The sequence below is a fragment of the Cellvibrio sp. genome, from assembly GCF_039207905.1.
Taxonomy (GTDB): domain Bacteria; phylum Pseudomonadota; class Gammaproteobacteria; order Pseudomonadales; family Cellvibrionaceae; genus Cellvibrio.
The window spans coordinates 32838-46029 of sequence record NZ_JBCECX010000039.1; the positions used below are offsets into that span (position 1 = coordinate 32838).

Here is a 13192-nt window from a genome sequence, read left to right on the forward strand (position 1 = left end):
GCGTAGGTTTAGTTGAGCTCTGCATAAGCAGGGCTTTTTTGTCTGTAGTAATTAAAGGAGATAGCTCATGAACTTTTCATTAAAAAAGTCATTACAAATACTGAAATGTATTGGTTTCGGCGTCGCTACTTTCGCTGTTGCTCAACCTGCATTTTGTGACTGGAGTGTACAGGGCAGCCAGATACTGGACCCCAATGGTGCTCCGTTTGTTTATCGCGGTGTGAACTTGGGGGTTTTACCGGCAGATGCTTCATTGCCATTTGTCATGCGCGATATTGCGGCCACCGGCGCAAATGCGGTCCGCATTCCCGTCCCGATTTTCAGTTCTAAAGAACGTGTTCAAAGGTATATATCATTGTGTAAGCAGTACAATTTATTGTGTGTGCTGACTGATGTAAGCACCTATGGTTATGGCGACAATGTTGGTGCTTATACTTATTCTGATCCTTGGCAAAGCTGGGCGGGCCTTGCTGATGTCTTGAAAGGAAATGAAGATTTTGCAGTGATTGATATTACCAGTGCACCGACAGGTAATGTGGCTACGAGTAATTATTTGGCATTTACCGCGACCGGCATTTTCATTTTGCGCACTGTAGGAATAAAAAACCAGTTGATTATTAGTGGTGCAAATTGGGGACAGGATTGGGAAAATACCATGCGCACGAATGCGGAGTATTTACAGACACAAGACCCGCTCAGAAATCTCGTTTTCTCCGTGCATATGTACGAAGCCTACAATGAGCCTGCTGTAATCCGTAATTATCTCAATTCTTATATTGATCGTAATTTACCGATTATCATCGGTGAATTTGCCCCCGTCCGTAGAAATCGCCTTAACGAAACACGCTCACCCTATCTAAATAAAGAGGTTGATGAAGATGCGATTATGCAAATCAGCCAGGAGTTGGGAGTGGGTTATCTAGGTTGGACTTGGAGCGGCGCTCCGACCAATTTCACTGATTTAAATATAGTGACCGATTTTAATCCCGACCAGGTAACCTCTTGGGGCAATAAATTTATCCACAGCGAAAATGGTGTCAAGGCTACGGCAAAATTGGCAACACATTATTCTTCTGCCAGCAGCTCATCCAACGCCAGTTCAAATAGTAGTAGCTCCAGTAGCCAACAAAATCGTGCACCCTATGCGATTATTTCGTCGCGCGTAATTCAAGAACGCTGTGGCTCTGTGTACGCACAACTCAGCGGTGCAGAATCGACGGATGCCGACGGCGATACATTGACCTATAAATGGGAGATATATAATTCGAGAAATTACACTTATGAGTATCAATACGGTAAAGAAATTAATTTTTACATGAGTCCAGTTATCGATTATTCATTCTCTTTGTATATTGATGACGGTAAAGGTGGAACCAGTACGGCAACAAAACAATTGTCGCACTCATATTCCGATAATTGCATCAGTTCAAGTTCAAGCTCATCGATAAGGTCATCCAGCTCATCTGTGCCGTCCGTCGTTTCATCGAGTTCGATAAGATCTTCCAGTCTCTCCAGTTCTTCGCGCAGCTCTTCAAGCTCTCTGGTACCTACTGCAGTTTGCAGTTACGTTGTGAATAGCCAATGGTATAACGGTTTTACGGCAGCGATTCGCATTAAAAACACCGGTGTTCGCGCGATTAATCGTTGGTCGATCAATTGGCAATATAGCGATGGTTCTAAAGTGACTAATTTGTGGAATGCCCAGCTTTGGGATAGTGGAATTCCAGGAAGTTATGCAGCCGGTAATTTGGATTGGAATGCAGTGATTCAGCCCGGTCAGACGATAGAATTTGGTTTTCAGGGAAGCAAAACTGCAGCAACGGCGAGTGTGCCGGTTGTGGCAGGGAGTGTTTGTCAGTAAATAAACGGTAAATAAAAAGCCCCGCATACTATGCAGGGCTTTTTCAGGTTCATTAGCTTGTATGGATCAATGTTTTGTCATAGCTCGCGCTAATTAGTCGTCTTCATCTTCCAGCTCGATTTTTGTTGCATAGAGCTCGCCGTTAATTTCAAGCGCTTCCACTTCTATTTGTCGATTAGCGGCGAGTAAATAGAAGGCGGCGAGCGAAATAGATTCATCGTCTTCATTTTTAATTTCAGTGGATTCGGTGACGTAGATTTTTCGTCCGAACAGGATGAAATGATCTACACCAATGGCACTGATGACACCCTCAAATTCGCGTTCGTCCGACTCATCATCGTCATCTTCTCCCTCACGTTCAATTTTCGTGGCGATAAAACCCGCTGCAGTTGAGTAACCGGTAACTTCCACCAAATCCCCTTGCACCAAGCTGCTTAGGTTGAAGCGTTTCAAATCGAGTTTTTTGTCTTCGTAGCGTGTCTGGTGATTGGTGGTGATGGCAATACCATCAATAGTAATTACACCGCTGATAATGCCAGTGGTATTGGTGAGGTTAATGCTGCTGACTAGACCGCTAATTTTATTGTTGACGTCTTGCTCGAATTCGATGGCATTTGCCACCAGAATTCCGCTCGCGTTAACACTGCCTTCAATTTCAATTTGCGCACCCAAACGCAAATCAGCGATTGTTCCATCTTCAAATTTGGTTTGGTTGGTTGTGGTAGCGCTGATACCGGCTACATCAAAATCCGTAGCAGATACAAAGCGGGTTACAAAACCTTCGATATCCACTTTATCGCGATTGCGCAGGGTTTTATTAACGCCGATAACCTGGGTCGCCTGCAATTGATTGTCAGTCAGCGCGCCAATAGCTGTCACTGTGGCGCCATTGATTAAACGGTTGTTATCCAGATTAATTAGCTGTGCGCCGCTGTAAACGACCGTAGTGCCATTCAAAGTAAAACTGTTGCTGGTGAGGTGAGCAACTTGCCCCATGATTTGTTGCGCTTTATCGGTGGCGAGTTCAATGCGTGTGGCGCTGATGGTTCCGTCGCTCGCTACAGCCCCGCTTACTAATATACGCTGTCCAACCGCCAAGCCATTTATGTTGGATGGTTTGATCGCCGAATCAAAAATAGTGTTGTTAGTAATCAATACGGTTTGACCCAATACGGTGACCCGTTTGTTATCGACATCAATCGCTGTAATTTCGCCGATGAGTGTCGGCACAAATTCAATTTTTTCTGCGGTTGTTTTTCCATCGTTGGCGATGCTACCGGTAATGCTGACTTGATAGCCCACGCGCAGGTCATCTTCAGTTGCCGTTTGGCCATTGATAAGAATTTGCGCTTTATCGGATTCATATTTCACACCGTTAACGATCACGCTTCCAAAACCGCTAATGGTGCCGTTGCTATTGTTGCCTGCAACGGGCGCGCCGCTGCCGTCAATGCCGGCTGTTTGTGATCCACCTGTACCACCGCAGCCGATCAGGATTGCGGCAGTAATCAGCGCAAAAAGCGGGGCGAATAAACGGGAGAGTGTTGTTTGTATCATTGTGGTTCGCATCATGGTTTTTCTCCTTCATCGTTAGGTGCGCCTTCTATTGGCGGCTCGGGAGCGATGAGATTGCTAAATAAATAAGCGCCCACACCGAGGCGCCAGTGAGGCGCATCGGCAGCGAGATCGGCTTGTTCGTGTTGGCTGAGCCAGGCATCGACAAGCTCAAGAAAAGATTGACCTTGCTGTTCAACAAATTGTTGAAACGCAGCAGCGGTTTCTAACGGCATGCGTGTGTTGCTTGCACGTCGTTCAAAACGCAAGGCTTGCTGCGCGCGCAAAGGCGCTGGCGCACGTGCAGATAATTTTTCGGTATTGGCTTTGTAAATATTGTGATGCAAGGTGCTGCCAATATCTTGCAACACGCTGCCTGCACGCAGCAGCGCGCCCGGGTCAGATTGGGCGGGAACAAAATAACGTTTGGTGGCAATCACACGGTTGCCCTCAAGTGTTTCAACTACACCCGCCAACTTTAATTCTTTCAATAAAGCACTGGCCGGAAAATCACCGCCGTAGCGGCGCACCAGCAATGCAAAACTTTGTTCACCTTCGATGGCGAGTGGCAGTGGTTGGTTGTCGGCAGTGCAAAAGTCGCTATCCTGATGCCAAGCCGACAGGAGTCGGGTCAGGCGATCCTGATGTTGTTGGCTCTGCTCACTTTGTTCGTTGCGTTGCAGCGATTCTTTAATCCGCGCAACTTCTTTGCGGTCAATCCCTGTGAGCATTGCAACGCGGGAAAGGTTGGTATCGCGCCCGCGAATGCCAAATTCGTCGGTGGCGACTTGCACATAAAGCTGTTTGCAAATCAGTGCGAGGTCTTTGTGTGTCACACCGTTGCGCAGCAGTATTCCTATGATCGGCTCCATTAGTTGCCGACACGCAGATAAGGCTGTGTCTTTTGGTGTGCTCATAATTGCTCTACTGGGTAGTTGTTAACAGTCGGGTTCGTGTGCGGCTGCGAAATCTACCAGAATCAGGCGGAAAAAACCCTCTGCAACTTGTTAATGGGGCAGAGGGCTGCGCAACAATTAATCGTCGTAGCGGTCGTCTTCGATTTCAATCTCAACGGCGGTAGCTACGCCATTTTGAGTTACGGCTTTCACTTCAACTTCCAATCCCAGGGCGATTGCCAGGAATGCATCCAGTGTCTTGACACCTTCAATGCGCGTGAGTTCGTTTACTTGCACAACTTGGCCAGCGACGGTAATGGTGCCGGTACCAATGGCTTCAACAAAACCTTCCACTTCCAGTTTCCAGTCATCGTTGCCAAATGCATGGGGGTTGTGGCGTTCGATGCGCGTTGCGATGTTGCGCTCGGGTGAGCTGGCAGTGGCAGCAACTTTGTAGCCGCGAACGTGCAAGGTATCGCCGGTGGTTAAATCGGCGATATCGAAATAACGTACCTTGGCTTTGCTGCGGTCGTTGAAGCTGGTGTTGGCATCAACTTCAAAAGTCAGGCCGTTTACAACAATGGTATTGGTGGTGAGATTGACTGATTCGAGCAGGCCTTTATTGCTGATTTTGGCTTGATGGTTGAGGTCAATTTCTTCCGCGACCAGATTTTGGTTTGCGTCCAAACGGCCTTCTACTTTCACTTGAATGCCATCGACGAGATTAGCGGCAACGCCATCGTCGTACTCAGTGCGGTTGTTGATCAATACAGTAATGCCATCCAGCGTAAAGCTGGTACCAGCAACCAGATTGGCAACGGTGCCGCTCAATTCGATTTCGAAATCATCGTCATCATTATGTTTAAAGCCGAGATTACTCGCGTGCAAATTACCCTGGGCGGTAAAAACGCTGCCATCGTAATTGCCGACTACACGTACTCTCAGGCCATTGCTGAGGGTTAACGCCGCCAGATTTGAACCACTGTAATTCACCAGGGTGCCGTTGATGGAGAAGGTGCGGTTGGTGGTATCGAGATTGCTGATGTTGCCAGCGAGCTGGAATTTTTCGTCTTTGTCATCTTCCAGATCAATACGCGTTACGACTTGCACGCCGTTGCTGTTGAGATAGCTGCTTACCTCGATCACATCGCCCACTTTCAATTGTGCAGCGGTCAGGTTGTCGTCATAGAAAGTGTCTGCTGTCAGCAGCAGTGTTTGGCCCAGTGCGACCAGAGTGCCGCTGGCGAGATCAATACTGCTGATTGGCCCTTCAAGTTGGGACTCGCTTTCCAGCTTGGTGGCTTTACCGGTTTTGCCATCGGCATTTACGGTGCCGGTGATACGCACGATCTGGCCCACTTTCAGGTCCGATTCCAGGCTCGCTTTACCATCGACATTGATATCCGCACCCGCCATATCGTAGTGAATCCCGTTGACGATCACGCTGCCAAAGCCGGTCACCATACCTTGTGTCACCTCGGTTTTAGCGGCGATTGCGCTACTGCTGCTGTTATTGGTGCCAGTTGGGCTACCGGATGATTTATCGCTACCTCCGCCGCCACCGCATGCGGCTAACAGCAGGCTGAGCATTAAAGGAGAGATTTTTGCGTAGTTCATAGTCGTTACCTCTTTTCTGACTTTGATGGTTAATTTCTATATTTGGTAGTATTTTTACCAAATATAGATTTTTGAGGGTGGTGTGTCAACGAATAGGTAATACATAAAGTGCAATTAACGGGATCGAGAAGGCGTAGTGAGACTGATGTCACAGAGTTGGGTTGCGACAATTTTGGGTAAGAACGGCGGGAAAAACGCGTGGGAAAGGCAGTAGAGAGCTGTGCCCGCAGCAGAACTGCAGGCAATTATCGGAAGGTAAGGAGAGGGAGGATTATTGTTGGGCTAAGCGAATCAAAAACATCGTTGGCCAGTTTTTGCCGGTAATCCAGAAAGCCTGCTGTTTTTCATCCCAGGCGATACCGTTCAACACTTGCTCGCTGTCATTGAGCTTTAGCTGTTGTTTGAGCGGCGCAAGATTGAGTTCGCCAACTACCTTGCCGGTTGCCGGATCGATTTTAACGATTCGATCGTCGTACCAAATATTGGCCCAGATAAAACCCTGCGCAAACTCCAGCTCATTAAGCTTGGATAGGGGAGCGTCGCCAAGCGTGATTTTCAGTGTTTTGGTGACGGCAAAGCTATCAGGATTGTGAAAGTACAAGCTGTCGCTGCCATCGCTGCGGATGAGTTGTTTACCATCGCTGGTTAAGCCCCAGCCTTCGCCTTCATAACTAATACTTTTTTGAAAATTCAGCGTGGCTTTGTCGTAAATCAGCAAGGTTTTTTCTTGCCAGGTCAGCAGATAAAGTTTGTCGTTATGTAGTGCCAACCCTTCAGCAAAATAGCGTGCAGGAACTGTTTGTTTTTTGGTAAATGGTGCAGAAATTTTTGCCCACTTACTTTCTGGTTCAGCGATGGGATAGCTCACCAGCAGTGATTTGTTGTATAGCCCGCTGCTTTCATAAAAATGATCGCCATCGACCAATAAACCCTGGGTAAACAAGGTTGGTTTGTGCGTGCGCTCCGCGAGCACTTTGTATGTGATAGGCGCAGCAGCTTGTGCCGGTGCTGGCGAGAGGTTCGCTATAAATACCAAGCTGGTGCACAATAGTGCGTAAAGAAACTGGTTCACTCTGTCTGTCCATCTTTATTTTGAAAGGCCGTCATCATGAAGCGTTTGCGTTCGTTTGTCAGTATTACCTTGCTCGGTGGATTTATGGTAATCCTGCCGATTGCGATTTTCCTGTGGTTGGTGGAATGGCTGCTGGGACTGGTGCGCGCGATGATCCAACCGCTCAGCCATTGGTTGATCGAGCAAACGGCATTCACCAATATCATGGCCGATTTATTGGGCGTGTTCTTGTTGCTGACCGGCTGTTTTATGATCGGCCTATTTATCAAAACTACGGTCGGTGAGTGGGTTCACGACCAACTGGATGCATGGCTGACGCGCCTTGCTCCGGGCTATAAGACTATCCGCGAAGTGGTGTCGCAATTGTTGGGTGGTGAGGGCAATACTTCACTGCTAAAAGGGGATGTTTGTCGCGCGTATTTGATGGGGCGTGCAGCCGGCGTGTCGGTAACCGCGATTGTCACTGCAAAACATTCCAACGGCGATTACACCGTTTATGCACCCACCGCCCCTATACCAACGTCAGGTTTCGTGTATCACTTATCCGCCGAGTGTGTGGATCTCTTGCCCCATGTCAGTGTGGAAGAGGCGATGCGTACGGTAATCGCCTGCGGTAGCGGCTCGCAGGTTATTTCCGAAATCCCGCCAACAGGTACAACTGCCAAAAAATAAAATAAAAAAGGCCATTGCTGGCCTCTTTTATTGGATCGATTTGGATCTGCCTTTAAAGCGCTCAGGATTTTTTCTTGGGCGCTTTTGTTTTGGCGGCAGCTTTGGCGGGTTTTGGTTCTTCAGCAGCTTTTTCTGCCTTGGCCGCTTTTGCCGGTTTATCACCGCGAGTGGAGATCAGTGAAACCTCAACCGGCGGCAAGCGAGGTGTTTCGCCACGCTCGCGACTCTCCACATAACTCAGCGCATCGGTCACGGCTTGGCTAACTTTGCGCTCGATCTCCACCATATCTTGCGGGGACATGAAAAAAGTCATATCCACATCGTGGCGGATATAGCGCGGCGGCAACCGGTTCAATGCAACACAGGCTACATCCGCGAGGAAATCCCGGTCGCCCTGCTGGACGCGTTCACTTTGGTCATGCACTTCCTGCACCACCAGACGCTCATAATAATTGTGCAGAAAGTCGACTTCATCGGCCAAAACATAGGTGCGGTTGGTCAGCATGGCATTACCTCTTTTCATGGAATGCCTTGGAGTATAGACAATTGTTGGCAAAGCGCTGCGCGAATGCTGAAACAATAGTCTCAGCGTTTATTTTTAATCAGATCGCGGATTAAAAAGCGGGCGGGGTTTAGCGCATTTGCCAATTCGCGTGGTAGTGGCTGGATTTCCTGGTTAATTTGCGCTGCAAGCAATTCCGCACACACGGGTGTGTAGGCGAGGCCGCGTGAGCCGTGGCCGATATTGATAAACAGGCCTGGGTGATAAGTTCCTGTTTTTGAAATGGCTGCGCGTGCGTTTTTTCGCAGTGGGGCGAAATCGGTCAGCATCACTTGTTCATCCGGCACTGCACCTACCAAAGGTAAATAATCGGGCAGGGTGCAGCGAAAGGCAACGCGACCTTGCAGGGTTTCCAGATCGATTTGATCCCATTCTTGTGCCAGCTCTGGCATGGGCGCACGCAAATTATGGAGGTTGGTACGGTGATCTTCTACGCGCACAGTCCGGTCGTCATCTTTCAAATTAAAAGTCGCGCCAGTGCAATGTTGGCCATCGACTGCTGGCCCGATGTATCCCTCACTGCATACCAGTGTTTTCAAATTACGGCTTCGCTCAGTTTCGGGAAGATAAGTAATTTGCCCGCGAATCGATTTAATTGGTAGGTGGTTGGTAAGAGTGAGTTTTTTTGCGTCCTGCGCGCTGGCAATAATCACGACCGGTGCACGCAGATTTTCGTCGTTATTGATTTGCCATGTATCTGCTATTTTTTCCAGTGCCACTACGTCGCAATGGGTAATCACCTTGATGGCGGAATGATTTGTTAAATGTTCGCAAAGTCGACGCGGATTAATCCAGCCAGCTTGCGGAAAATATAACCCGGTGTGATTCAGTTTTATTCCGGCAATCTCGCTTGCCTGTTCAGTGGATACAAATTGCACTAACTCATCAGCGGAAGAAAATTTTTCGCGTAATTGTTCGTGGAGTTGTTGCTCGGATTCACTGTGCGCTAGTTGTAATACACCGCAAGCTTCACCTATCTGATTCCAGCGCGCGCGATAAAACTGCTGTGCAAATTGCAATGCATGTAAATTAAATTCCGCTTGCGCTTCATTTTTTGGCGATAACTTGGCGTAAAGCACACCCTGTGGATTGCCCGATGCTTCTTGCGCAAGTGCAGCATGACGCTCCACTAATGTCACTTTCCAGCCGCGCTCGGCAAGTGCCCGCGCGCTGGTGCAGCCGGCTAAACCGCCGCCAATAATTAATGCATGTTTTTCTGCGGGAATAATCGCGGAGTTATTAATTGTCCAAGGAACAGGGTGGGGGGAGTAACTGCGATATTGCGAGAGATCTTCATTATCTATGCTTGGTTCTTGCGCCATATGCGCTTTTACCATTTCGCGTTTGCGCCCAAAGCCAGGTACTTTTTGGATCGTAAATCCTGCCAGTTTTAATCCTTGTTTAACGATTCCTGCTGCACTAAATGTTGCAGCTGTGGTGTTTACATGACTAAGTTGGCGAATGGCGGTAAATAATTGGTCGCTCCACATTTGCGGATTTTTGGAAGGGGCAAATCCATCTAAAAACCAGGCATCTACTTTTGCACAGTGATGAGCGAATGCGGGATGTGAGGTGGCAAGCAGTTGTGCAAAACCTGCGGCGGCGTCATCGATAATCAGGGTAAGTTGAATGCGGTTGTCCATAAAACCCAAGCGATAAAAACCAGTGCCAACAAAAACCGGATAAGCGCTTATTAATTCTGTCGCCAATTCATGAAGTTCAGGCCACAGTGCTAGCGCGCGTTGCAAATCGGTTTTGGTCAGCGGAAATTTTTCGACGCTGACAAAATGCAATTGCGCATCTACCGGTGCGATCTTCAACCAAAGTTGCCATGCGGCTAAAAAATTCAGGCCTGAGCCAAAACCTGTTTCGGCAATGGTGAAATGCTCGCCTGATACTAATTGTTGCCAGCGTTCAGCGAGTTGGTTGTGCTGCAAAAACACATGGCGAGTCTCTTCCAGTCCGTTTGCGCGGGAGAAATACACATCGCCAAATACGCTGGAAACCGGTTGACCATCTTCATCCCATTGTAATTGGGCGTGATCAATTGAAGGGGAGTCACTCACAGCCAAATTCTTGCAGTACTTGCGCGCACCACTGTTGGATGCGTGCATCAGTCAGTTGGAATTCATTTTCGTCATCTAATGCGAGACCGACAAAATAATTGCCATCCGGTGTGAGTGCTTTTGATGCTTCAAATTGATAACCCGCGCGCGGCCAATAACCGCATGGTGTCGCGCCGCGATGTACAAGCTTGCTGTGCAAATAACCCATCGCATCCAAAAACCATTCAGGGTATCCGATCTGGTCGCCGAGGCCGTAAACGGCAATTTTTTTGCCGCTTAAATCCAGTGTGTCCAATTCCTCCCAAACCTCTTCCCAATTTTCTTGCAACTCGCCGTAGTCCCAAGTGGGAATACCAAAAATCAGGTAGTCATAAAATTGGGTTTGGACTAATGGGGTATCGGCGATATTGAAAAAGTCCACACGCGCTTCACCGATTGTTTGGCGAATCTTTTCGCCCGCCATTTCGGTGTAACAAGTGGAGCTGCCATAAAACAGGCCGATGGTTTTTGCGTCGGTCATAAGCGGTACTTACTGTTCGGATATTGGTGTTCGGGTATTTGGATAAAGCAGTTAATCGTGGAGTAACTGAACGCGAGTCCTGTTACAGCAATTTCACCCATTGCTGCGCCCACTCGCGCGACATTGCATCTTCGTCGTCACCGGTGCAGGCATCCAGCACCAATGGCTCACCAACGCGTACAGCGCCCAAGTCTTCAAACGCCGCATCCAACATCTTTCCACCTTCATTGAAGGTGGTGTAGCTGCTATCGGCCAGATTCACTACGCCATAACGGCGGCCGGCAATGCGCGGGTAGTCGCGGGTCAGGTGAAGATAAAGTGGTTGGATATTGTCCGGTAATTCGCCTGAGCCGGTATTGGAATGGCACAGCAGGATGATTTCATCCGTGTCCCGTGCCAGATCTTCCGCGCGAGCGTAGGTGTTCAAACTGACCTCTTGACCGAGCTTTTCCAGCTCATCCTTGAGGATTTCGGCTACTTGCTCGGCTCCGCCATACACGGTGCCGATAAAAATCTGGATTTTGCTCATAGGATGCCCCTTGTCCGACGTGCGATTTGCCTGAATCTAAAGCGCGCCAGCATACCCCAATTGGCGCCAGGCTTCATAAACCATTACCGCCACCGCATTGGATAAGTTCATGCTTCTACTATTAGGTGCCATAGGAATGCGCAAGACCTGTCCATTGGGTAATGACTCCCTAATCGACGCAGGCAGGCCGCGCGTTTCCGGGCCGAACAATAAGTAATCTCCCGCTTCAAATTTTGCCTCGCTGTGGCATTGGGTGCCTTTGGTGCTCAGGGCGAATATCCGCGCGGGTTTTTCACTCTCCAAAAACGTCTCCCAATTGGGATGCAGGCGTAAATCCTGCAATTCCGCATAGTCCATGCCTGCGCGGTTTACGCTCTTTTCATCCAATTTAAAACCCAGTGGTTCGATCAAATGAAGCTGGCAGCCGGTATTTGCCGCCAGCCGAATAATGTTCCCGGTATTGGGTGGGATTTCAGGCTCAAAAAGAACTATGTGCAGCATTTGGCGTTTTGCACCTTTATGGTCTATGTTTTTGTGAACGGTTATGTTTCTGGCGGCAATTATAAGCAAGAGTTATTAGCTGTTCTGCAAAATATTTTTAGTCCGCTAGGAATCTATAGCGACAAAATTATCTCAGAAACCAGGATTCGAGAGCCCAGACTTGAAACAGCTTGTTGAAAAAGTAACCAACGTCTTGCGCGGTGGTAAACGCCAAAATGAAATTGTCGGTGTGGATTTCAGCACCGCAGGAGTTGCGTTTGCCCACATCCGTCGTCCTGCGACCCAACAACCTTATCTTGTCAGTTGCGATTTTATTCCCGCCGAAACGGGCATTGATGTCGCTGAATTGTTGCGTGCTCGTTTGGTTAAACAAGGGCTGACTGGCGCTCCCTGCAATCTGGTAATGGGTGCTGGTAACTATCAACTCATTTTGGGTGAAGCCCCGAAGGTTCCCGCAGAAGAGTTGGCCGAAGCCCTGCGGTGGCGGATAAAAGATCTGGTGCAATTTCCAATCAGCGAAGCGGTGGTTGATGCGTTCTTACTGCCGGAAGACAGTGCACGCGGCACTAATCGTATGGCTTACGCTGTTGCCACTCAGCGTAAGAATGTTGAGGCGCTGGTTGCGTCAACCAAAATCACTGGACTTACTTTAAAAAATATCGATATTCCCGAGTTGGTTTTGCGCAATGTCGCTGAAGCATGCTGCGACACTAAACGCGGCGTCGCTTTAGTCAAATTGCAGCAAGGCGGCGGTAGCTTGCAAATTATCCGCGACGGCAATTTGTATTTATCGCGTCAGTTTTCCCTCTCATACAACGCTGGCTTATTGGATGATCTACCCGGCGAAGCGCTCGTGCTTGAACTGCAGCGCTCGCTGGATTATTTCGAGCGGCAAATGCGTCAGGTTCCACCGAGTAATATTTATCTCTGCGGTGAAAACGTAACTCCCGATAAATTAACACCGGATATCCGCGATGCATTAGCTGTGACGATAAATGTATTGGATCTCAATTCCGGTGTGCAAATCGATGAGTCAATCCCTGAGCATATTCTTTCGTTGTCACTACACGCGATAGGCGCCGCATTGCGCCAAGATCAAGTGGGGCAGGGTTGATATGCAGCAGATCAATTTATATCTACCTGAGTTTCAGCCTAATCGCGAGCCACTGCGCAGTGTTCAAATGCTTTGGGGATTGGTCGCGTTTATAGTTTTACTAGCGATTGTCAGCCTATTCAGTGCTCAAGAAAATCAGAAGCGCGAATTGGCGCTGGAGCAAAGTCGCGTCCAACTGGAACAATTAAAAAATCAGCTTGCGAAATTAGAGCAGCAGCGGCCCACGAC

At 48.6% G+C, this 13192-nt stretch carries 12 protein-coding genes and 1 pseudogene; 4 read left to right on the top strand and 9 right to left on the bottom strand.

Going from position 1 to position 13192, the window contains the following annotated elements; all coding sequences use genetic code 11:
• Window positions 1-67: 67 nt before the first annotated feature.
• On the top strand, window positions 68-1861 hold the full coding sequence (locus AAGC78_RS18435) for a cellulose binding domain-containing protein (protein WP_435785575.1): 1794 nt from the start codon (window positions 68-70) through the stop codon (window positions 1859-1861).
• A gap of 93 nt (window positions 1862-1954) precedes the next feature.
• On the opposite strand, the gene AAGC78_RS18440 is transcribed toward AAGC78_RS18435, so the two are convergent.
• From AAGC78_RS18440 to AAGC78_RS18455, 4 genes are all read right to left on the bottom strand, one after another.
• Window positions 1955-3433, bottom strand: coding sequence for a DUF5666 domain-containing protein (locus tag AAGC78_RS18440; RefSeq protein ID WP_435785576.1), 1479 nt, complete (start codon window positions 3431-3433; stop codon window positions 1955-1957).
• Complete coding sequence (locus tag AAGC78_RS18445) at window positions 3430-4332, bottom strand: DUF6502 family protein (RefSeq protein ID WP_435785577.1); 903 nt, start codon at window positions 4330-4332, stop codon at window positions 3430-3432. The genes AAGC78_RS18440 and AAGC78_RS18445 overlap by 4 nt, the downstream gene beginning before the upstream one ends.
• Before the next feature lie 117 nt (window positions 4333-4449).
• Window positions 4450-5928, bottom strand: coding sequence for a DUF5666 domain-containing protein (locus AAGC78_RS18450; protein ID WP_435785578.1), 1479 nt, complete (start codon window positions 5926-5928; stop codon window positions 4450-4452).
• A gap of 271 nt (window positions 5929-6199) precedes the next feature.
• Window positions 6200-7000: a glutaminyl-peptide cyclotransferase gene (locus AAGC78_RS18455; protein WP_435785579.1), complete on the bottom strand. Its 801-nt coding sequence runs from the start codon at window positions 6998-7000 to the stop codon at window positions 6200-6202.
• A gap of 36 nt (window positions 7001-7036) precedes the next feature.
• Here AAGC78_RS18455 and AAGC78_RS18460 point away from each other — a divergent pair, with 36 nt between their 5' ends.
• Entirely contained in the window at window positions 7037-7672 is a 636-nt protein-coding gene (locus tag AAGC78_RS18460) for a DUF502 domain-containing protein (protein WP_435785580.1), read from the top strand.
• Window positions 7673-7733: 61 nt separating this feature from the next.
• On the opposite strand, the gene AAGC78_RS18465 is transcribed toward AAGC78_RS18460, so the two are convergent.
• The 5 genes from AAGC78_RS18465 to trmL all read right to left on the bottom strand — a co-directional run bounded on the left by AAGC78_RS18465 (window position 7734) and on the right by trmL (window position 11850).
• Window positions 7734-8195, bottom strand: coding sequence for a late competence development ComFB family protein (locus tag AAGC78_RS18465; protein WP_435785581.1), 462 nt, complete (start codon window positions 8193-8195; stop codon window positions 7734-7736).
• Window positions 8196-8257: 62 nt separating this feature from the next.
• Window positions 8258-10300, bottom strand: coding sequence for a bifunctional tRNA (5-methylaminomethyl-2-thiouridine)(34)-methyltransferase MnmD/FAD-dependent 5-carboxymethylaminomethyl-2-thiouridine(34) oxidoreductase MnmC (gene mnmC, locus AAGC78_RS18470; protein ID WP_435785582.1), 2043 nt, complete (start codon window positions 10298-10300; stop codon window positions 8258-8260).
• On the bottom strand, window positions 10293-10820 hold the full coding sequence (gene fldB, locus AAGC78_RS18475) for a flavodoxin FldB (protein ID WP_435785583.1): 528 nt from the start codon (window positions 10818-10820) through the stop codon (window positions 10293-10295). The genes mnmC and fldB overlap by 8 nt, the downstream gene beginning before the upstream one ends.
• 82 nt (window positions 10821-10902) lie before the next feature.
• On the bottom strand, window positions 10903-11349 hold the full coding sequence (locus AAGC78_RS18480) for a flavodoxin domain-containing protein (protein WP_435785584.1): 447 nt from the start codon (window positions 11347-11349) through the stop codon (window positions 10903-10905).
• A 36-nt stretch (window positions 11350-11385) separates the two neighbouring features.
• Window positions 11386-11850: a tRNA (uridine(34)/cytosine(34)/5-carboxymethylaminomethyluridine(34)-2'-O)-methyltransferase TrmL gene (gene trmL, locus AAGC78_RS18485; RefSeq protein WP_435785585.1), complete on the bottom strand. Its 465-nt coding sequence runs from the start codon at window positions 11848-11850 to the stop codon at window positions 11386-11388.
• Window positions 11851-12010: 160 nt separating this feature from the next.
• On the opposite strand from trmL, the gene pilM reads away from it, so the two are divergent.
• The gene (pilM, locus tag AAGC78_RS18490; protein ID WP_435785586.1) at window positions 12011-12964 is read left to right on the top strand and encodes a type IV pilus biogenesis protein PilM; all 954 of its coding nucleotides are present in this window, start codon (window positions 12011-12013) and stop codon (window positions 12962-12964) included.
• 1 nt (window position 12965) lies between these two features.
• A pseudogene (locus AAGC78_RS18495) lies at window positions 12966-13192 on the top strand (MSHA biogenesis protein MshI); the annotation flags it as partial.